This is a genomic window from Shewanella basaltis (assembly GCF_023283885.1).
Taxonomy (GTDB): domain Bacteria; phylum Pseudomonadota; class Gammaproteobacteria; order Enterobacterales; family Shewanellaceae; genus Shewanella; species Shewanella basaltis.
In genome coordinates this window covers 1-22,660 of record NZ_JAKILA010000016.1, presented here as the reverse complement: position 1 = coordinate 22,660, position 22,660 = coordinate 1, and the positions used below count along the sequence as shown (strand labels likewise).

The following is a 22,660-nucleotide window of genomic DNA, read 5'->3' as shown; positions in this document are numbered from 1 at the left end:
ACGACAAGATAGGTGTTCAAGTCAGTGCAACTGGCTCGCCACAAATCAACTGCATTTAATCCACCCATTTTGGCAGCGGTTCGTTTTTTGCTAGGGTCTGTTGATCTTTGCTGGTTGAATTTTGTTCGAGTTAAAAACGTTTTAATCGAGGCGAATGGATTGAAGCCTAGCCACCTAAGCAAAATCTATTCAACAAAGAGTAAAACGTTTTTAGCCGAACCCTGTGGGCAGCGTTTGTTGGTCATTTTTACTGCGTTATCGACTTTTTATGTAGAATAACTACACTTCAAAGTCTCTGCCGCGCACTTGTATATGAGTAATGGCCAACAATTCGCTGCAAAAATAACCTTGAAAGTTCAACAGACCCTAGCGATTTTAACAGGAAACGTTTTTACCTTAGATAGATATCCAACAAGTAGTGGCAAAACAAGCTTGAAAGATAGATAGCCACATTATTTAGACATTTATTCATTGGATAAAACATGAAAGACAGCACTTTCTTTTTTGGCGATTGGCAAATTAATCCACAAAGTAACAGTGTTCAATCAGGTAGTGTAACCCGCACCCTTGAACCTAAAGCCATGGATGTACTGAGACTATTATGCCAACACCAGGGAGAGGTGCTTACCCCAGACGATATTATTCGCCAGTGCTGGGGCGATATCGCCATTGGCGATAATCCACTTCATAAAGTCATGACACAACTGCGTAAAGCACTTGGCGACCAAGCATCAAACCCAAGCTATATCGAAACCATACGTAAACGCGGATACCGAACATTAGCCAAGGTTGAGTTCCCAATTGGTCATCACACACGAGTAAAAAATGAGCCATGGCAAGGTCAATCGCCCTTCCCTGGCCTGCGTGCATTTGAAGCTAATGATGCGAATGTTTTTTTTGGCCGCGCAGAGCAAGTCGATACTTTATTAAATCGTATTACCAAGCAAATTGAATTTGGCCGAGCATTTTGTTTAGTGCTTGGCCCAAGTGGTAGTGGTAAGTCTTCTTTGATTAATGCAGGTGTCATCCCTAACCTTAAAAGCCACACAGGCTTTAATGGCGTTGGTGTAGTCGATCATGCCAGCCTAGATTTAGCCGACGTCACCCAAGGAAGGCTACTGCTTGATATCGCTTGCGCGATGCTCGACTGGGAAATTAACGACACACCCGTTTTTACCCAACTGAGCGCGCAAGATCTGGCATTGCAACTTGTTGAAGATATGCCCGCTGTGATTGCGCAATGCCAACAAGCGATTGCCAACGCTCAGCCTAATATTAAGCACAATACATCACTCTTTTGTTTGTTTATCGATCGTTTAGAGGTTCTCCTATCAGCCCCCATTTACAGTGAAACACAACGAATTGAGGCATTAGAGGTCCTTGAAAAATTAGCCACATCTGGCGTTGTGCTGGTGATTAGTGCCTGCCGAAATGATTTTTATCCTCAAGTGGTAAGCCACTCTAGCCTAATGGCTGGCAAGGCAAATGGTTCACATTTTGACTTATCGGCACCGAGCCGCTCAGAGCTGATGCAAATGATCCGCCTGCCAGCTAATGCAGCCAACCTGACCTGGTCTATTGATCCAGATACCGCCATGCCTCTTGATGAGCTTCTGTGTAGCGATGCGGCATCGAACCCAGACGCGCTACCAATGCTGCAATACACACTAGAAGCGCTGTACTTAAAACGTGATGAGAACAATCAGCTTTTGGTTTCTGAATACCGTTCATTAGGTGGTCTAGAAGGGGCCATAGGTAAAAATGCCGAAAAGGTACTTGCCCAATTAAATGATGCCGAACGCGCTGCATTACCTAACATATTATCCATGTTAGTGGCCTTATCTGAAGACGAAAAGTCAGTGACCAGCCGAGCGGCTAACTGGGATAGGTTGCAAACAGAGGCAGAACAACACCTGGTAAAAGCAATGGTCGACAATCGTCTATTTGTTTCGCACCTGCAATACGACAAGGCCTGTTTTAGTATTGCCCACGAAGCACTATTGAGACGTTGGCCTCGCGCAACCCAGTGGATAAGCGAACACAAAGACAGTTTAGCCATAAAAAGCCGTTTACAACACCAAACCCAACGCTGGTTAACTGAGTCAAAAAGTCCAGCCTATCTACTGGCAGAAGGTAAACCCTTAGCCGAGGCACAAAGTTTAGTCAGTAATGCCTTATTCACTCTGGAACCACAAGAATTATCACTTATACAGGCCTCAAGCAAACGAGCCAATATGGGGCGCTGGCGCCGCCGTATTATGATGTTTAGTCTCGCCGCATTAACGATTATATCTATTGCCATGAGCATACGCAGCATTGAGGCCGAAAACCAAGCCCAGCAAAAACGTCTTGCGGCAGAAAACTTACTGGGTTTTATGGTGGGTGAATTCGCCGACAAAATGCGCGGCATTGGCCGCATGGACTTACTCGATGGTATCAGTAATAAAGCATTAGAATATTTCAGCGACTTTTCTGCCGACGACGCCAACTACTTAAGTTTTGACGCCCAATTTCAACACAGCCAAACCTTAGAGGCTATGGGCGAAGTGGCTTACTCTCGTGGTAATACCGGCGAAGCACACAGCGCTTTAATCGCCGCCCGCGAGCGCATGCTGCCATTACTCGACATACAACCGCAAAACCTGAGTTTACTTAAAACCTTAGGAGCCAATGCTTTTTGGCTTGGCCAGCTTGAATACGATAAAAGTGATTGGGCAGCAACGCAGCCTTGGTTCGAACAATATTTAACATACAGCCAAGCCATGTATCAATTTGCGCCAAACGATGACGATGCCATTATGGAGTTGTCGTACGCACAAAACTCTCTTGGCTCGATACACATGAAGCAGCAAAACTTTGCAGCTGCACGAGAGGCATTTGAGCAATCGTTACTACTCAAGTTACAACTATGGCAACAAGATAACACCAACAGCCAGCTAATAGCTGATATTGCAGACACTCGCTCATGGATTGCCAGCGCCGCCACCGCCCAAGGCGATATTAATGCAGCAATAAAAATCCATGAACAAATTCAACAGTTACTGGTCAATAACGCCATAGAAAAACAACCCTACTTGTTAGAACGATTAACCAGTAGTTATCGATTTCTTGCGAGTTTGATGAGTTATCAAGGACACTCATCACAAGCATTTACAAAAGCGCAATTGGGCTTAGACACAATTACCAATGCCCTTAAGCAAGATCCAGATAACGATGTTTGGAAGCTTAAACAGTATTACGCTTACCTCGATATGTTGACATTTAGCACCCAATACATTGAAAAACACATGGATTATAGTATTGAAACGTTGACCAAGAATCTTAGTAAAGATATCGCTTTGGCAAATTCCAATAAAAAGAATCCACTGCTGGCTAAATTTCAACTCTCGTCAGCGACTTACCTAGCATCACAAGATCTGTTACCACAAGGCCTAGTTTATGCTCAAAAAGCCATCGCTTCATTTAAGCAATTGACAATAGAATTCACCCAAGACACGAGTTACTCAATTAATTTAGCTCAAAGTAAGATGTTAACTGCAAGATTGCTAAATGCGTTAAACCGGCATAAAGATGTACATACTCTGTGTGAGCAATCAAAAGTCTTACTAGCGTCTATTGCAGAAAAAAGTAATGCTCCCCAATTTACAGTTCCTTATGCTCAAGCTCTCGATTGCCTTGGCGAACTCGACCAACACCCTAGTTTATTGCAACTGTTACAACAATCGGCCATAACCGATTTCAGGTTTAGCCCTAAACCCTAAATAAAAGAATAGAGAATAAAATGTCAAACACTCAAGGCCAAGCAACGTTTTTTAAGCTCACCGTCACCCTGAACAAAAAAGAAGTGCCAGTATTTACTTACACCAACCTTGACGGCTCCCCTGTGTGTGGCAATGTTGTCGTCAGCCAATACAGCAGCATTTCTTACCAACTAATTGATAAAACCGGTAAAGGGCTAAAATTTGTTGGTGCGGCCTTTACGACTCCTTTTGATAACATTATTAATGCAATTACCATCAGCAGCGATGGCACATTAATTCAATTAACCGATTTAGATGAAACCCCAGGCAATACCGGTTTTCAGTTTGTGTTGTCAAACAGCAGTAATACCTTGCAGGTACTCAGTCCCGATCCGCAAGTCATTAATACTCCAGAGCATTAAACATATTAAAAAGCTCAGGCTTATCCTGAGCTTTTTAAAGTGTACAACATCATTATTAACCCTTGCTAAACGGCTGGGGTTATCGATTAAATACTGCAAATTTAGCACCTGCCAATATTGGCCAAACCTCAGCAAAAAGTGCCATTAAACACACGCGCGCAATAAGACTTTTTAGCCAAAAACACCTCGGTTAAAAGATAATTAACCTCAGCTCTGGATAACAAACGCCTTTCAAGCAGTCCTTTGCCTTCCTCACTGCGTTGAATTAACTTGCAATAGGCTAGCTATTGACGCGTTAATTCGCCTTGTTAGCAAAACAAATCACAAGCTTGACAGTGGATTTTAGTCAATCTATTGATTTATATCGTTATCAATACATCTCTTATCCAGAGTTGAGGTTAATTAAACGCATCATCATCTGCAATAAACAATAAAGCCAGCTCATACCCAATACCGTCACACAAAAAAAACAGCATTAAACCAAAATTTAAAACAATAAAAATCAACAACTTAAAATCAGAAGATTACCGAAAGGTAAATAAACGGCATTCCTAATAGAGTGATTGGCATCAACCAAGGGTTACCAATACCAAACGCTTAAGGGAATGCACCATGTTTACTAATGACAAATTAACTGAACTCAATGATACGATTTCTCGAGTGACAAAATTAACAGGTTCATTTGCCAAATCCCCAGCGTCAGGCAAAACAGTAAGCTGCCAAACAATGGTCAATCAAGTGACCACCAGCACCGAGTCACCTAATCAAGAAAGCAATTTGGCAATGACAGATAATGTACAAATACGCACTTTATTGAACGTGATTACCGCCATTTCAGAAGCCATTTTTGTGGTTAACTCAAACGGTATTATTGAAATGATAAATCCTTTAGGGGCCAAATTATTTGGTGCGCCTGCTGAAATGTTAATCGGTCAAACCTGGACCGATTACTTACAAAGTCCGTTTAAAGACGAATATCAATCGCTATTCTCACTATGGAATGGCGCAGCCAATCACACCCGTATCGACACACCATTTAACCATGGCCCCAAAGAAATTATCATCAATCGCGCCGACAGCACCTTACTCGAAGCCGACTTATCACTCTCTTATTTGCCATCGATACAAATAGGATCTGAACCCTTATTTATCGGCATCATGCATAACCTCACATCGCACAAGGCTGAGTACAATAAACTTAGGCGTCTAGCCCACACAGATAAACTGACAGGCCTTGCCAACCGTCACGCTTTTGATGATGCCTTGCAAACTCATTGGAACGACAGCATCAATCACGATCAACCACTGTGTTTAATCATTATTGATGTTGATTACTTTAAAATCTTTAATGACCAGTATGGTCATGTTAACGGCGATAAATGTTTGCAAAAAATAGCCAAGGTGTTGGCAGAAGCACTGCCATCAAATAATGCGATGGCGGCTCGCTACGGTGGTGAGGAGTTTGTGATTATTTTACCAAACAGCAACCCTTTAACAGCAGAGTATGTCGCGAAAAACATTCAAAATAGAATTAACCAATTAAGCTTTACTGACATAGGCTTACCAGCACAAACTCACATTAGTGTTAGCCAAGGCATAGCCTGTGAGCGCAGTGGCCAATACCGTACACCTACCGCATTGATGTGCGCAGCAGATACCGCGCTCTACAGAGCAAAATCAACCGGCCGTAATCGCATTAATATAGGCAGCTAATCACACAGTAAAAGCGCGCTGACTACAGCGCGCTTTTGGCTGATTTAGCAAAGGGGCGATAGCGCGAATAAGCAATTAACAAACCCGCGCCAGCATACATGGTTAAGCTGTACACGCCTGCAACCACAGCATAACTGGGCATATTCAATAAGCTGATACAAATAAGCATCGCCATAGTTGAGTTTTGCAAACCAATTTCAATTGCCAGCGTTAAACCATCTTTGTCTGCTAGCGACAAGCCTTTCGCACTCAAACCACCAATCATCATTGCACCAAAATTGAGTAAAATACAGGCCAGAAACACCTCATTAAATGCTTCAACGATAATGGTGTGCTCCTGAATCACCACCCCGGCAATCATCAATAACAAAAACACAAACGCAAAACGCCTAAAATACACTTCAACCTTAATGGCCCATGCTCTGTAATAACTGCGAACCAGCATACCAAGTACTATGGGCAATAAGGTGATCACCAGCAAGCCTAACGAGATGCTACTGAGCGACACCTCTATTGGCGCTTCATTGGCAAAATACCCTATTGCAAATTGAATCACAAATGGCGCACTGAACACACACACTATGCTGCTAATGGCTGTTAAACTCACAGACAAAGCTAAATTGGCTTTAGCCAAATGGCTTACAACATTTGATGTAGTGCCACCTGGGCAGGCGGCCAATATCATCAAGCCAACCGCCATAGGCGTAGGTAAATCCATTGCCAAACAAATAACAAACGCTAATAAAGGCAGTGCAATAATTTGCCCAAAAAAACCTGTGACAATAGGCGCTGGTGTTTGCCAGAGGCGTAAAAAATCAAACCGCGTTAAACTTAATCCCATACCAAACATGATAAAAGCAAGTGCAAGTGGCAGCAGAATTTCGGTAATTATCGAACCTGTCATACATCCATCCTTGCTCGCCAAGCCTGGCGGCCTAGCGAGAGTCGTGTTAACGGCTTAAGCAGCATTAATCTAAAAAGCTGTTGTCTTGCGCCAGCACCACTTGATACATAGGTTGGAAATTCCCCCAGGTAACTAAGTCAGACCCATTCATTTGGCGAGTTTTAGTGGCAATATCATGGCCTATCAATTTAAGATCACCCGCAGCTTGTGCCAGTAACTGGCTGTGACAGCAACTGTCTAACATCACAAAATTCGCCGTGGCCGCATCTACCGATTTGCCAACCGTGAGTAAGCCATGATTTTGTAAAATAACCGCCGCATGGCCTTGCAGCGCCTTGGCAATCATATCGCCTTCAGACAAATCAGCCACTACACCGGTAAAGGTGTCAAATACGCTGTGGTTTTCATAAAACATGCAAGCATCTTGTGAAATCGGTTGTAGTAATTGACCTAAAGCCGAAAAAGCCCGGCCGTACGTGGTGTGCGCATGGGCAACAGCATTCACATCTGGGCGAGCATGATGAATACGAGAATGAATCGCAAATGCGGCATTATTAATCGGGTGTTTACCTTCCAAAATGTTGCCTTTGTGATCAACACGGACAAGATCAGATGCTTTAATTTTAGAAAAATGTACTGCTAATGGGTTTACCCAAAAGGTGTCTGGATCGATGCAGTCCCGCAAGGTAATGTGGCCGGCTAAACCTTCGTCAAATCGGTAATGGGCAAACACCCTAAACGCAGCGGCTAAGCGCTGTTTTTCATATTGTTGCTGCTGTTGTTTAGAGTCAAATTTAGGCGGTAATGGCATGGGGTACTTGTCGGTACCGATAGTCATTTTTTTAATTTGTTGTGCTTCTTGTAGTGTAGTCATGTTGAATCTGCTTTTATTGGTTTAGTTTGACTTTAATTTAACCAAGCCTAAAATTAATTCAAATGATACTAAATCATAGATAACTATAAATATGCTGCATAGTACAATTGATCTTAACCTATTTCTCATCATGACAACGGTTTACCAACAAGGCAGTATCACCAGTGCCGCCAGTAAATTACACTTAACCCAACCTGCGGTAAGCCATGCTATTGCTCGGCTTCGAACTAAGTTTAATGACCCACTATTTGTGCGTCATGGTCGCAAAATGGTGCCAACACCGTTATGTCAAAAAATCATTCCCGATGTATTGCAGGCGATGGACTTGCTTGAGCATACCCTATCAACTCCGGCCAATTTCGATATTCTGCAGCACAAGCGTGAAATTAAATTAGGGTTAAGAGACATATTAGAGTCGATGTTTTTTCCGGTATTGGTTCCCGATTTACTCAATAATACGCCAAACCTCACCTTAAATAGCCGACAAATCAAACGTACTGAACTCGAAACTTCTTTAGCGCAGCAAAGCTTAGACATAGTCATCGATGTACTCATGCCAACCCACAAAGACATTCGCAGTAGCTTAATTTGTCACGAGTCATTTTCACTGGTTTGTCGTACAAACCACCCAATCTTGCAGCAATTAACCCTAGCAAATTATGCCAATGCCTCACATGCTTTGGTCAGTTTAAAAGATTTTGCCATCGACACGGTCGACATGGCATTGGCCACTCAAGGTATTACCCGCAACATTGTATTACGATGCGAGCATTACTTTGCCGCCATTAATGTGGTGAGCCAGTCAGACATGATCATGACCATGCCAAGCAGTTACGCCATGTTGTTGCAACAATCCATGCCTATTGTGGTATCGCCCTTACCCTTTGAAGTACCCGATTTAGCGGTGCACATGTACTGGCACAAACAAGCCGATGACGATCCGGTAAATCAATGGATAAGACAAAAATTGCTTGATATTTCAGCACAAATTTTTGTCAGCTAAACAAAGACTTTGTAAGTTTTTAGGTCTCCCACCCATAATTTCACATCAATAGATTACGCCAAAAATGTAAGTTATCGATGTAAAAAAATGAATCAGAAAAAATAAATAGATCATAAAAACAAATGATTAACAACAATAAACTGAAAACGGTAACATTAACGCAACCATATACATCGACTTAGAAATATCGATATCAACTTCTTTACATTTACAGCGAACCCCCGCAAACGCTATTGAGACCTATTATCATTACCATTTAAATGTTAGCATTTTGCCGATTTTTAATAACAGTCAATAATAGGAACTCCCCATGAAACCAACGACTCTTCTTCTCGGCATTATTTCATGCTTGGCACTGAGTGGTTGTGGTAGTGACGAAAGCAACAAAGCCCCTGTATTTTCTACTACCACATATAACTTTACCCTAGATGAAGACAGTACTTTTAGTGATGCTGTGATGGCACAAGATGACGATGAGATAACCTACACTACAGCGTCCGCAGCCAGTAATGGTGTATTCACCATTAACAGCAATGGTAGTTTTTCATATACCCCTAACGAAAATTTCGTTGGCACAGATCAAGTCACCATCAATGCTTCGGATAGTAATTTAAGCAGCCAAGCATCATTAATATTTACCATTAACAATATTAATGATGCACCTCAACTTTTGAGCACACAAATACACGTCACCTCTTCGACAACTACAGAAGGGACGCTAGCATTTTTTGATGCTGACAATGATACGGTTAGTGTAACCTTGATTGAATCACCACAAGAAGGCGAACTCATACTCGACAGTAGCACAGGTGAGTTTGTTTACACGGCAGCAACGTTATCTGAAATTGAAGACACATTTAAAATCAGTTATACCGACGGAATTATCGCACAACCAATTGAAACCACGATTACCCTTACCCCTTCGTACATAACCAATGAAGATAAACGTAATTATTACTACAGCTCCAATAAATCTCACTTAAAACAAGCTGAAAATATTGCTCTTAACATTAATGATGATTTCGCCTTAGAAGAGGTCAATGAAAAATTGGCTATAGGGTATCTGCTCGCAGGTTTTATCGAAACAGCGCAAACACACTTTGACAACATACAAACCTTACCGACTAAAGCAACTGCATTTCGCACAGCAGCAAATAGCTATGACAATGTGGGATTATTTGATCAAGCTGCAGAGTATAGAGAAAAAGCAATTATCGCTTATAACCAATATATTGCAGATAAAGGGTTAGATAACATCAACAGTGACGACCCCACTTTTTACATCACTGTCATTAATCACTATCGTGAAGCAGGCCAAGTGGAGCAAGCCAATGCATTATTAGATACCCTTAAAGTGTATGCCGACACTGTACGTCAAGAACAATACACTACAACTTATGGACGTTTCTTAACTTCATTTAACAAAGCCAGTATTGCTGCAACAGAAAACTACATCAGTAATAATAGCGCTGAAAATAAAGCAACAGCATTATCAATAATCACAACATATGCAGAGTTAACGGCTAAAACGGGTTACTACCTGCAAAAGAGTGGTGATTATAAAAATCAACCCACAGAAAGATTAAAAGCCTTATATATTGTTTGGGCAGCTGATTTACTGTTCCAAATAAATGCTATCGACGAAGCTAAAAATTACGTTAACTTAGCGTTATCACTATATGGTCACACAACTTTAGATGAAACGTATCACTACGAGGCTTCGCCTTACGCTGAAGCAACGCTCGCCACTTATACTTATCCGCTTCTGGACCTTGCTGGTTTAATCGCCGGATTATATCCCGATGAAACAAATAACCCTGCACTTGCATTATTAACTAACGAATACGATATTGCAGATGCCAAAGCATCAATGTTTGCGAAACAAATTGCAGAAGCAATGAAGTTGGGAACCAGTATTGATGATGCAACCGATGCAGCAACCACGTACTTTGCGCAACAACAAGATGGTATTCGCAGTTTATATGAATCTCTCGTGGCTAGCTCATCGACTAATGGTGCGGCACTCATTTTACACAATCAAGGTTATAACGACCTGGCATTAGCGTTACTGCAACGTGGCAGCGACATCCTTACTTCTGAAGAATATGTTTATTCGCAGTCGTTAATGTCAAAAATCACCGGATTTATTGGTTGCGCACGATTAGTTGATTACACCGAAACCTTTGGTGGCGATGCATCGGCACAAGCACAAAAATGTGGCGATATGATCAACACCTACATAACCGCAAACAGTGAGGCGTTTAGCACCACAGAGCTCATTGTCGCATACATAAATCTCATCAATACCTACCAAATTTCTGGTGACTTTGCTCAAAAAGACACAGTGCTCCCCATGATAGAAGTTGAAATTAATCGTCTTGATTCACCACTGGAACGCGCAGAATATCGTTTACAAGTACTCAACTATATCGCGTCATCAGGTATCACAGAAGCTTATCTACCTTGGTTAACCACAGCATTAGATGAATTAAAGCTTGCTGTGTCTGAAGATGCAGAGCAAATTCCTGACGTTCTTGATCTAATCAACAATGAAGTGCTCGCAAGTGAACAAGCCGAAACGGGTTATTTCTACCGTAATAGCATACTCAACGAATTATCACGCCATGCCAGCCAAACAGAAAATTATGCCACGATTTACCAATCCATCATCACTAGAGTCACGGCAGATATTAACCAATACACCGCAACAGTAATGTCATCAGCAGATAAAACCCTGCAAGACAATATGTCACGACTTATTGACTTGCATTTTTACATCGACCAACCCGATGAAGTCATGGCGTTAATTCTAAACTCGGTTAATGGTTCCGCCGATCAAATAAGTCTGTATAAGAAATATGCAATGTTACTTGCAGCAAAAGATGATTTTACCAGCACCTACCTTGCTAGCGTTGATACCGACCATGATGGGCTACCCAACTTTTTCCTAGCCAATGTGACAGATGCAGAAATTGAAGCCTCAGGGCTTCGCGCTGATACCGATGCTGATGCTGATGGAATTGAAGACAGTATCGATACCACTCCATTGGGTAATTAAGGTGTAAGGAACAGACATGTTTACGCGTAGTTCAGTAGCATGTCTGTTTTTGGTGTTTTGTAGCGGCAGCTTTGCTGCAGACACAAACCAAGAACAGACAACAGACAAAAAACAAACCAGCGACAATGTTAATCACTTGGAAAAAGACAACTGTAAATCCTCTCCTAATCTCAAAGTGTGTCCCCCCCAAATTGAGCACATTGAAGTCATTGGCCGCTATGTTGGTATTGAGGTTCCTGAGGTCGTCGGTAGGGCACACTTAAACCGGGAGTTTATTGAATCGACGACAAAAACTAACGGTGACATCAATGAATTAATTGCTTTGCTGCCAGGCGTACAACTTAGTGAGAGTGCCTCGTCCATTGATAACTTAGCCGAAATCAGCGCGCCAGAAATTACTATTTCAGGTGCGAAACCTTGGCAGACTGGCTTTACTATTGATGGAATGAACTACAACAATCGTATCGATCCAGCAAGTAGCAGCCGCATCAACTCAACCAGTAACGATGTTTCTGGTGGCGTGCAAAGTATGAACGTTAACAGCCAAATCGTCTCATCAATTACAGTATATGATCACAACATCCCTGCAGAATATGGTGACTTCTCTGGTGGGGTGGTTGATGTAGAAACCATAAGTCCCTTTATCAGTGATGGTAAAGTATCTGTGGGCTATCGTGGTAATAAAACCAGTTGGGGAGAATACAATTACATCGCGCCGGAATCGACTCACAGTAGTGAAGATACCCCGGATATAGACTATGAAGCGCCAGTTTACGAAAAAAATAACATTGATTTAATGCTGCAAGGCACAATAAATCAGCACCATGCATTAATGTTCAATATGAACTATTTAGAAAGCACCATTTCAGATATTTCTTTGGGTAAAACTAAGCAACAACAGCGCAAAAATGCGAATGCATTGCTCAAATATGGTTATCGAGATGGTTGGGTTGATATGCTTGACATCAGTTTATTATACGCCCCTTACGAAGAAGACTCGTTCCTAAAAGACGTACTTAACAGTGATTTCCACCTCGAAGGTGGTAGCGTTGGTGGCATCATTAATTTATCGCAAGAAACCGATCTTGGACTTTGGCAAAGTAATATCAATCTAAGCCAGAGTAGTAATAGCCGCACAGGACCAGAACATTACTACCTATGGTTGCAAGCCAAAGGAAAAGAGTGGGGGCAAGACAGTGTGCAAAGTGAAGATACTGTACAAGTGTCTAAACAAGGTGGCTACGGAAACTTAGACAACACACAAACCTCACAGCAATGGCGCAACAGCTTAACCCTACCAGTCATAAACTGGCACAACACTGAACATCACATAAAAACCGGCATAGAATTAAACCGCCAAGAAATCAGCCGCGATCGTGCTCAAGATAGCTACTCTTATGACTCGCCCGTACAGTATTCAACAGATAGCACGACCAAACTCAATTGCAGCGGATATACCACCAGTTGTATTGAGCAAAGCTTTATTGTTGACCTTGACACCCTTGCTGAACAACTTGGTGGCACCATCGATTTTACTCAAATTGAACACATTCAGGCATACAGTAATAATGTCCTAACAACACCGCAATACTTCCAATCTAGGCAAGTCACACCGGCAGAATACATTGATGTAAATTTGAATAAAGCTGCTATTTATGTAACCGACAAAATACATTGGGAGCAATTACAAGTTAATTTGGGTCTACGTTACGATTACGATGACTTTTTTGAAAATCACAATGTTGCTCCAAGATTTTCAATGGGGTATGACATTTTTGACGATAACGACAGCTTACTTACACTTGGGATCAACAGGTATTACGACGCTGGTTTATTACACTACAAAATAAAAGAACAACAGCGATTTGCTTACACTGAATATCGTCCAATTCTGGACGGATATTTACAAGGTTGGCTACCCTCATCTTATACCGGAAATTATCGATACAAGTACGACAATCTTGCTACGCCCTATGACGATGAAATTGCAATTGGATTTAAACAAGCAACTGACTTTATAGGTAACTTTTCAATAAAATATGTTAAGCGTAAAAAGCATCGTCAACTTGCGCGTAATAGCAGTATTACAACAGCAAATGATGGCTACCAATATATCACCATGAATAACTCTGGTGATGGCCATAGTGATCGAATTTCTATTTCGTGGGACGCTAAATTTTACGACCATTCTTTTTGGGCGAATGCGAGCTACAGTGAAAACTACGAAAGCAATGACGACTATGATGCTGTCGCAACACAAACGCCTGTTGAAGAACTAGTGTTCTATGATGGCGGCATTGTCAGCATTGATGAATTAGACACCATTCGCAGTAATTTTGGTCGTCCAATCACTGCCAATTTTGGTTGGAGCACAAACTGGAACAATAATTTATCCACCAGTATTACAGGAACCTACAGCGGTGCTTATGACACAGCTGAGCTCAGTAGTAACCTTTACTCAACCAACGAACTCACCTGGACATGCCCCGAATGTGAATCAAACAACGTATTGCTGCCTGTGTACAAAAAAGTCACCTTAAAAGAGCGAGTTATGCTTGCGCTTAATGTACGTTGGGAAATGCAATTAAGTGAACATCAGCAGTTACAAATTCGTGCTGATATTAGTAATTTACTTAATAGTCGTACCTACACAGTGGCACAAGACAGTGCAGGTATTGAACCCGGTCGAATGTTATGGCTAGGGGTTACCTATACCTATGAATAATAAGAAAATATGGCCAAGGAGCATAATTCATTACCTAGCCAGCTTGTTATTAATACACACCTCTAACGTGCTTGCAACCACGCTAGAGGTGCAAACTAATATGATTAACTTACGCCAATTGTATAGCCAACCTCAGTCACAATGGCCAGATATTCAAACCGCTGACAATCGTGCAGTTAAACCACTTGCACCGCTAAAAAGGCTTAAGCCTAAACTGAATCTGGCACAAGTCGCTTTAGGTGAAAAGCTATTTCATGATCAAAACTTATCACGCGATAACAGCGTATCTTGTGCAAACTGCCATGAAAAACGTATTGCTTTTAGCGATGCAAGAACCGTTGCCATTGGCATTAAAAACCAACCAGGCAATCGAAATACTCAAGCTATCTTTGCTATTGATCATTGGACAAGTTTTTTTTGGGATGGTCGAGTCAGTTCGCCAGAGCAACAAGCAATAATGCCCATAGAAAACCCATTAGAAATGGATCTGTCAATCACAGAAGCGCTTATTAGAATCAACAGTAACCCTCAGTATCTACCATTAATTCAAAAAGCATTCGCCAAAAAAAAGCTTAATGCTCAAGATCTCGGGACTGCACTGGCAGAATTTGAACGCTCACTACCACTGCCAAACAATCGATTTACTGAGTTTATTGCCCAAACAACTCTGCAACCTCAACGTGCTATTGCTCAATTAAATGATGCAGAGCTACATGGGCTACACTTGTTCAGAACTAAAGCCAAATGCATGACATGCCATAATGGCGCCCTACTCAGTGATAATCAGTTTCATAATACCGGGTTGAGTTTTTATGGTCGCAAGCGTGAAGACTTAGGCCGCTACCAAATAACCAACAACCCTGACGATGTAGGTAAGTTTAGAACGCCGTCATTATTAATGCTAAACCAAACATCCCCTTGGATGCATAATGGATTGTTTACGCAAATGCTTGGCATTGTGCGGCTATACAATGCAGGTGGCGCGAGACCCAAACGACCTACGAAGTTTAATGATGACCCGCTCTACCCACAAACATCATCATTACTTCATCAACTTAATTTAACTACAAAAGAGCAAAATGATTTAGTCTCTTTTTTAGAAATGCTCTAAACAAAAAATAAAACCCTTTTTATGCTTTACTACGTTTACATCGATAAGCCCTAAATGATCACGGAGTTTTTCATGAACAAACGATTACTCACAACAATGATTTCTGCTTCATTATTGACCCTATCAGCAAGCCACTTATCAACCTTGCAAGCTGCTGAATTAAATTTCGCTCATATTGAAACGGTCGGAACCAGCACAATTGAAACGCCAGCTGACATGGCAATAATCAGTGTTGCCGTCTCGATTGAAGCCGCTAATGCTAAATCAGCAAAAGAGCAAGCCGATGAGGCGGTTAGCCAATTTATGCAACGTTTAATTAAGGCGGGTGTGGACCAAAAACATATCCAAAGTGCCAATTTACAGCTCAACCCAGTCTACAAATATGAACAAAATGAACCACGTAAATTGATGGGATACACAGCGACTCGTCAAATGACTGTCACCGTTGTTGAGCTCAACAACTTAAATACTTTACTAGACAGTGCATTGGCTGACGGTATTAACCAGGTGAATAATATCGAACTCAAATCCAGCAACGAAGCCGAGATGATTTTGCAAGCGCGTCAGGCAGCGATTAAAGATGCTAAACAAAAAGCCAACTCGCTCGCCAACGGTTTTGGCGAACAAGTGGCTGGCGTATGGGAGGTGAGGTATTTTCCCACTCAATCACATCAACCTGAAATGTACCGCGCCAGCATGAAGATGAACGCTGACGTGGCGCAAACATACCAACAAAGCCAAGTGACGGTCAGCGATCGAGTCGAAGTGATATTTAGACTGAAATAAACTTGTGGCCAACCCGTTGAGCTGATGCCTAAAATGGGTCAGCTCAAGGTGTCGTAAATGATAGCCTTACTTGATAACAATACATCTCAAGCGCAACAAACGAACCACTGCTTGCAAGCTAAATATTTACCGCACTTGAAGTGGTATTAATGTCTTTTTTAAGCAGTAGAACCACCAAATAAACCACACCTAAAATAGGCACTATCGATAACCCTGCACCAATCACACCAGCTAAAACCGGCGATTGTGTTTTACGACGAAGTAACCTCAACCCTTGGAAATAAACATTTGATAAACAAACACCTACATCGATGCAGGTGTTAAATTGACTTGTAATAGACTCGCTATTGACGCGTAAATTTGTCTAGTTATCAACGCAAACTTCAAGTTTGAATATATCGTTCGAAGTCATTGGAAGAGTCAAGGTTATTTATTCATCGTATATGCTTGTTGTTAACTGCTAACTAGGCTTACGATAAGCCATCACTAGCAACACAATACCGGTAAGTAAAAAAGGTAAACTTAACCACTGCCCAGCACTTAACATCGACTCATGATAAGCCGCCTGGCTCACCTTTACGCTTTCTATCGCAATCCGGGCGCTAAATACAGCGACTAAAAACACCCCAAAAATAGCACCGTGCTTTTGCTTCATCTTGGTGTATTTGTAAATAGCAAATAAACCAATAAATATTAATAAATAAGCTATCGACTCATACAGCTGCGCCGGGTGACGCGGCAACATATCAATCCGTTTAAAAATAATGCCCCAAGGCTGAGTAGTTGGTTCGCCTAAAATCTCTGAGTTAGCAAAATTTGCCATACGCACAAAAAAGCCAAATATTGCCGTTGCAATGGCTAAACGATCAAGCAAAAACAAAAACGGTAATTTTACTTTGCGTTGGTAAAAATACAGCCCCAAAATCGCACCTAAGCCACCACCATGACTAGCAAGACCACCTTCCCAAATGGCTAAAATTTTCAGTGGATGAGCAAAGTAATAAGCCGGATCATAAAAAATACAATGGGCCAAACGTGCGCCCACAATAATGCCAACAACGCAGTACACTAATAAATTATCAAGCGACTCTAAGTCTAAGCCTTCTTTTTTATAAAAGTACTTCATCACCTGAAAACCCGTCGCGATGGCTAACGCAAACAGCGCCCCATACCAATGGACGGTTAATCCCATAAAAGAGACTAATATAGGATCAAAATCCCAAACGATGTGTTCCAAGTTACCTACTCCAAATTCATGCTATGTTTTATCGCATTATGCTAAAACAACTTCATCTTAGATGATACATAGATACGTGGGCGAAGAGAAAGTTTCATTAACCTAAGTAAGGTAAATTAACAATGAGGCTGTAAATAAGGTAACATTTAACACGATTAATTGCCGATGAACCGCACGATTAGAGCTAACCAAATAATGGCCGATAAAACCGAATACCATATTGATATCCTTGAGCAAACGACTGATGCTATTGAGCTATTAGCCCAAGCCAGCGGCCTAGGAAAGCAAGTCTTAAAAGATGCCATGCAAAAAGGTGCTATTTGGCATAGCCACGGCAAACAAACTAATCGAATTAGGCGGGCAAAAAAACCATTGAAAGCGGGTGATAAACTGCACCTATATTACAACCAACACATACTTGATGAACAAGTCACCCCGGCAGAGCTGTTATTTGATGAAGGTGAATACAGCATTTGGTATAAGCCATATGGCATGCGTTGCCAGGGCTCAAAATGGAGCGACCACACCACCATTAATCGTTATGCCGAGCTTAATTTACAGCCGCAACGTAACGCATTTATTATTCACCGACTCGATCGCGCAGCGACCGGTTTAATCGTGTTAGGGCATAGCAAAAAAGCCACCGCCGCGATAGCCAAACTCTTTGAAACTCGCGCACTCACCAAATATTACCAAGTGATTGTTGAAGGTGAGTTTTCTCGCCAAGAGGTTATTATAGATAGCCCTGTCGACAATAAACCCGCGCGCTCGCACGCCAGCCTATTAGAATTTAATCCAGGGCTTAACCAGTCTAAAGTGCAAGTTAAAATCGACACGGGGCGCAAGCATCAAATCCGTATTCATATGGCCAGTTTAGGTCATCCCGTGGTGGGTGACCGTTTACACGGTAATGGTGACGATCAATCCCCCGATCTTGCCTTAACCTCTTGCTACTTTGGTTTTATATGCCCTCTTACTGGCATACAAAAACAGTTTGAATTACCGCAACACTATCGACCTCAGTTTGCCGACCAACAACCCCTATTGCGTGGCTAAGCCACAGGAACACCACATGCGTTTATTCACTGTTATCACGCTCAGTTTAAGTACATTAATACTCAGCCCAAGCAGTTTAGCAGCCAGCTTACAGCTACCTAACAATGCCAATACGGTGTTAGTCAATGGTGTCGCAATTGAGCAGCAACAAGTGGCCCTAGACATCACAACACCACAAGGGTTACAACAAATCGCCTTTCGCTATCATGCGCGCTTTAGAGATCAAGGCAGCCAACATAGCTTTAGCTCAGATGTGATTATTTTGCGTTTTGCCGCGAGCGATCAAGACTATCAATTAACCCTACCCAGCATACGTTCACAAAGCAGCGCGGCGCGGTTTAATGACTCGCCAGCACTGACCTTAACCGATAAGGCAGGTAATGCAGTTGAGTTTACCCAAGACAAATTAATGAAAAAAGGCTTACAGCTTGGTCGTGATTTTGAACAAGAAATCGCCAAATACAATAGCGCCGCCAACCCCGCTAGCTGGAGTGCAGCGCAAGTATCAGCCCCAGCGGTTGCGCCAATTGCTTCAACTGTCACGACCTCAACTGTCTCGACCTCAACTGCAGCATCAGTGCCAGCGACGTTGACCATAAGCGATGGTCAATCACAACATACCGCCACGGTTATCACCGACCATACAGAACAACCCAACCAGGCTGAAGTATCTACCATGCTCGATTACTGGTACCAAAAAGCAAGCCCACAAACGCAAGCTGAATTTAAGGCCAGAATAAATCAATAATTAACCAGAGCTGAAGTAAATCCGCTTTTATTGAAGCTTTAAACCAACAAAGCGATATATCCACAGGGGTATGTCGCTGTTTATTAGGCACAAATATCGGTAAATTTAGCATTGAGTAAGCGCTGTAAATCATCGGGCTTCAGCGAAATATCAAGCCCTCTTTTGCCGCCGCTGACATAAATGCACTCAAATTGCTGCGCCGAAGCGTCAATCACAGTTGCTAAGCGTCTTTTTTGCCCTAACGGACTGACGCCGCCAAGTACATAACCGCTAGACCGCTCAACCGCTGCAGCGTCAGCCATTTGAGCTTTTTTAACACCCGAGGCTTTGGCCATTAATTTCATGCTTAACATTGCTGACACAGGTACAACCGCCACGGCCAATGATTGATTATCAAGGCTCACCACCAAGGTTTTAAAGACTTGTTCGGCTGGTAATCCTAATTTTTGTGCCGCTTCTAAGCCGTAAGCTTCGTTACTATCATCATGCTGGTACTCATGCACTTTAAAATCAATCTTATGCTTTTTAGCCATATTAATTGCTGGGGTCATTTCAATCCTATAAATTCATTACTGGCACTTTATTGGGCTGATAATAATGCAAATATCGCAAACAAACATAAGCCACAACCGCAGTGGCAACAAGCAATTCAAACTCTGCTAATGCATTAATTTGCTGTATGTATTGTGTGGCAATACCAACACTTTCCATCCAGTCTGCCATTTTAAATAATGCTGTAGCCCCTATCACCATCGGGAAAGTAAATGCTGCATAACTTGGGCTAAAAGGTAAACGCATTAATTTAAAAAATGACAGATAAATAATCGAGGTCATTAACACTCCAATACCAAACAATAGCGCAACAATCACAGGCGACGGTTGCTGAGTAATGGTTAAGTACCCCGCCAAAGACAGGCTAGCAGGGGCTGCAAGAATCGCTAATGTGGGCTTAGCGGCATCGGGCACCTGCTCTGTAAACATAAGTCGGTAAATCATCATAGGCAACATAAACGCATAACTTAACATGCCAAAAATAAGTGCCGACTGAGCAACCCACAATAAATGTGCATTTCCCGAAAAAGACACATCCGCCACCACAATACCAATGGGGGGAATAAACCAGCTCGGCACCATGTGGCATAGTGAAAACTGCTTACTTCGATGGTAAATAAAGCTCACTAAAAAGCCAATGTGTAATATAACTGCAAAGCACCACAATAAATCACCGGCCATGGCTGAGACATAACCCAGCGAGTTAGATACCACCATTAATGCCATGGCAAAAGTAGGCACCACACTGCCCACCACAGGATGAGCTAAATCTTGGCGTAACAAATGCGAATGTAATATAAATTTTGTCGCTAACACCAATAGCAACACACTGGCAATGGCCGCACCGCCCCACTGACCATAATGATTGATACTGACAAGGTTTTCCCAACTCCAACCTAAACTGGCAATGCCTAAGGCAAGGCCTGCCATAGGTGTGGGTGCCATCATCACTGTTTGCTTTACTGCTCGAAACATTTCAACCTCAAACCAACCTGCAAGCCAATAACATCATTTTACGCTTGCGGTTTGTTTATAAATATCCAATTATATGAAACATACGTTCAATAAAACTAAACAAAAGTTGAACATTATCTGTAACCGGCGTGCTAATACAGCATCGAGTGTTATACCTGTTAATCAGAAATCCCAATAACATGAATATTTCACTTAAACAGCTCAATGTATTTATAAGCATTACCCAACACAGCACCTTAACAGCTGCAGCAGAGGCCATTTTTTTATCTAAAGCAGCAGTGAGCATGGCGCTCGCAGAATTAGAAAAACAGCTAGGCCACCCGTTATTTGACCGGGTCAATAACCGATTAATTCTCAATCAAGAAGGCCACAAACTATTGCCACTTGCCGATGAACTGCTAAGTAGAGCAAATAGCATCAGCCAATTGTTTGATGCAGACCACGCTTTTTCAGGTCAGTTAAAAATAGGCGCTAGTGATACGGTAGGTAACCATGTTGTCCCGGGATTATTGAGCCAATTTAGGCAACAATCACAGCATTTTTCCCAAAGTGTGGTGATTTCTAACTCACGATTAATTTGCCAAAAGCTGCTCGATTACGAGTTAGATATTGGCCTTATTGAAGGTAAAAGCCATCACCCAGAATTAGTTGCCCATCAGTTTAGTCACGACCAAATGTGTATTATTGCTGCGCCTCATTTGTCCATAAGCCAGCACACGCCATGCTCATTTAGCGATTTAGAACAATCACAATGGGTATTACGTGAGGCAGGTTCAGGCTCAAGAGAATTTTTTTTACGCACGGTTGCACCACACATTGAGGCATGGCATGAGGTGTTTGAGCTCAATACCACTGAAGCGCTCATCAACAGTGTTGCGGCAGGATTAGGTTTAGGCTGCTTATCGACCCTAGCCGCGCAGTATGCCATTAATGACGGCCGAGTCACTCAACTGCCATTACCTCACAATCATACCCTAAATATGCAACGCCCCTTTTGGCTAGTGGTGCACAAAGACAAATACCACAGCCCGTTGTTAACAAGCTTTATCGCGTTTTGTCATCAATGGGATAATACATAAAGCGATTGTTGGCTGAGTATTCTTTCTATTATTTATGGCTGAGTTGAATTTAGGCATTTGAAAGCCAACGAAAGCCAAGCCACCCATTATTTGAAAAATAACGAAAGCCAAGCCACCCATTATTTGAAAAATAACTTTACCCGTTCTCATTGTGTTGGCGAGAGATATCGTCGATGTGAACAACTCATCAACTTTTATCAATATAGCTAAAATATTATATTTAAATTAGTGGTTTATTCATCATTTGTAGAATTCAACACAGCAGAGGGCCTTGATATTAATCAAGCATAAGAAGAATTGAAATTTGATTGGGGATGATGACTTAAGCGCACAGCCAGCGTTGACAATTTGCCGCGCCTTGTCGTCGTTTTCGCTCTAAATGCTCACAGTATTCAGTTAAAGCAGGTAATGCTCCGACTGGACCTTTAAATAATGCACCAAACTCTGTAGTGATTTTAAGCCAATTCTCTGCGGGGATGTTGAGCCTATTCAGTATGTCCTGACTGCTTGAGCTAATAGCGCCACGCTTATCTTCTCGAATAATCCGACCGGTATCTTCAACTAGAACAATGTAATCTTTAACGCTGAACATGAGCCCGTTAGGCATATTGAGTCTTTCATTTCCCACAAACGGTAATAGCTCTGGTGGTTGCTCGCCTTTTATTGCTGAATTGATA

Annotated in this window: 17 protein-coding genes and 1 pseudogene; 11 read left to right on the top strand and 7 right to left on the bottom strand. The window is 42.0% G+C overall.

All coding sequences use genetic code 11. The features are described from left to right. Positions 1–482: 482 nt before the first annotated feature. From L2703_RS12200 to L2703_RS12190, 3 genes are all read left to right on the top strand, one after another. Complete coding sequence (locus tag L2703_RS12200) at positions 483–3,761, top strand: nSTAND1 domain-containing NTPase (RefSeq protein ID WP_248971364.1); 3,279 nt, start codon at positions 483–485, stop codon at positions 3,759–3,761. Positions 3,762–3,781: 20 nt separating this feature from the next. Then, the gene (locus L2703_RS12195) at positions 3,782–4,162 is read left to right on the top strand and encodes a DP-EP family protein (RefSeq protein WP_248971363.1); all 381 of its coding nucleotides are present in this window, start codon (positions 3,782–3,784) and stop codon (positions 4,160–4,162) included. Positions 4,163–4,774: 612 nt separating this feature from the next. Continuing rightward, positions 4,775–5,875: a sensor domain-containing diguanylate cyclase gene (locus L2703_RS12190; RefSeq protein WP_248971362.1), complete on the top strand. Its 1,101-nt coding sequence runs from the start codon at positions 4,775–4,777 to the stop codon at positions 5,873–5,875. A 22-nt stretch (positions 5,876–5,897) separates the two neighbouring features. Here L2703_RS12190 and L2703_RS12185 read toward each other — a convergent pair whose 3' ends face one another. Both L2703_RS12185 and L2703_RS12180 read right to left on the bottom strand, forming a co-directional pair. Further along, a complete protein-coding gene (locus L2703_RS12185) occupies positions 5,898–6,779 on the bottom strand; it encodes a bile acid:sodium symporter family protein (protein ID WP_248971361.1) in 882 nt (293 codons plus the stop codon). 64 nt (positions 6,780–6,843) lie between these two features. Continuing rightward, on the bottom strand, positions 6,844–7,653 hold the full coding sequence (locus tag L2703_RS12180; protein ID WP_248971360.1) for a class II aldolase/adducin family protein: 810 nt from the start codon (positions 7,651–7,653) through the stop codon (positions 6,844–6,846). 91 nt (positions 7,654–7,744) lie between these two features. Here L2703_RS12180 and L2703_RS12175 point away from each other — a divergent pair, with 91 nt between their 5' ends. From L2703_RS12175 to L2703_RS12155, 5 genes are all read left to right on the top strand, one after another. After that, positions 7,745–8,656, top strand: coding sequence for a LysR family transcriptional regulator (locus L2703_RS12175; RefSeq protein ID WP_248971359.1), 912 nt, complete (start codon positions 7,745–7,747; stop codon positions 8,654–8,656). Between the two features lie 310 nt (positions 8,657–8,966). Beyond that, entirely contained in the window at positions 8,967–11,714 is a 2,748-nt protein-coding gene (locus tag L2703_RS12170) for a cadherin-like domain-containing protein (protein WP_248971358.1), read from the top strand. A gap of 16 nt (positions 11,715–11,730) precedes the next feature. Further along, positions 11,731–14,439, top strand: coding sequence for a TonB-dependent receptor (locus L2703_RS12165; RefSeq protein WP_248971357.1), 2,709 nt, complete (start codon positions 11,731–11,733; stop codon positions 14,437–14,439). A gap of 100 nt (positions 14,440–14,539) precedes the next feature. Beyond that, on the top strand, positions 14,540–15,550 hold the full coding sequence (locus L2703_RS12160) for a cytochrome-c peroxidase (protein WP_248971356.1): 1,011 nt from the start codon (positions 14,540–14,542) through the stop codon (positions 15,548–15,550). 72 nt (positions 15,551–15,622) lie between these two features. Next, positions 15,623–16,336, top strand: a complete 714-nt coding sequence (locus tag L2703_RS12155) for an oxidative stress defense protein (protein WP_248971355.1) — start codon at positions 15,623–15,625, stop codon at positions 16,334–16,336. Positions 16,337–16,454: 118 nt separating this feature from the next. On the opposite strand, the gene L2703_RS12150 is transcribed toward L2703_RS12155, so the two are convergent. Together L2703_RS12150 and lgt are read right to left on the bottom strand one after the other, a co-directional pair. Further along, positions 16,455–16,607, bottom strand: coding sequence for a hypothetical protein (locus L2703_RS12150; RefSeq protein ID WP_248971354.1), 153 nt, complete (start codon positions 16,605–16,607; stop codon positions 16,455–16,457). Positions 16,608–16,796: 189 nt separating this feature from the next. Continuing rightward, positions 16,797–17,573, bottom strand: a complete 777-nt coding sequence (lgt, locus tag L2703_RS12145) for a prolipoprotein diacylglyceryl transferase (RefSeq protein ID WP_248971353.1) — start codon at positions 17,571–17,573, stop codon at positions 16,797–16,799. A 195-nt stretch (positions 17,574–17,768) separates the two neighbouring features. Here lgt and L2703_RS12140 point away from each other — a divergent pair, with 195 nt between their 5' ends. Further along, positions 17,769–18,629, top strand: a complete 861-nt coding sequence (locus L2703_RS12140) for a pseudouridine synthase family protein (protein WP_248971352.1) — start codon at positions 17,769–17,771, stop codon at positions 18,627–18,629. A 16-nt stretch (positions 18,630–18,645) separates the two neighbouring features. Beyond that, positions 18,646–19,377, top strand: coding sequence for a YccT family protein (locus L2703_RS12135; protein WP_248971351.1), 732 nt, complete (start codon positions 18,646–18,648; stop codon positions 19,375–19,377). Between the two features lie 83 nt (positions 19,378–19,460). Here the strand turns inward: L2703_RS12135 and ybaK are convergent, their stop codons facing one another. Together ybaK and L2703_RS12125 are read right to left on the bottom strand one after the other, a co-directional pair. Next, complete coding sequence (gene ybaK, locus L2703_RS12130) at positions 19,461–19,928, bottom strand: Cys-tRNA(Pro) deacylase (protein ID WP_248971350.1); 468 nt, start codon at positions 19,926–19,928, stop codon at positions 19,461–19,463. 7 nt (positions 19,929–19,935) lie between these two features. Then, positions 19,936–20,904, bottom strand: coding sequence for a TDT family transporter (locus L2703_RS12125; protein WP_248971349.1), 969 nt, complete (start codon positions 20,902–20,904; stop codon positions 19,936–19,938). A gap of 179 nt (positions 20,905–21,083) precedes the next feature. Between L2703_RS12125 and L2703_RS12120 the strand changes: the two genes are divergently transcribed. Then, on the top strand, positions 21,084–21,983 hold the full coding sequence (locus tag L2703_RS12120) for a LysR substrate-binding domain-containing protein (RefSeq protein ID WP_248971348.1): 900 nt from the start codon (positions 21,084–21,086) through the stop codon (positions 21,981–21,983). Between the two features lie 322 nt (positions 21,984–22,305). Here L2703_RS12120 and L2703_RS12115 read toward each other — a convergent pair. Next, positions 22,306–22,660: pseudogene (locus tag L2703_RS12115) on the bottom strand (transposase); the annotation flags it as partial.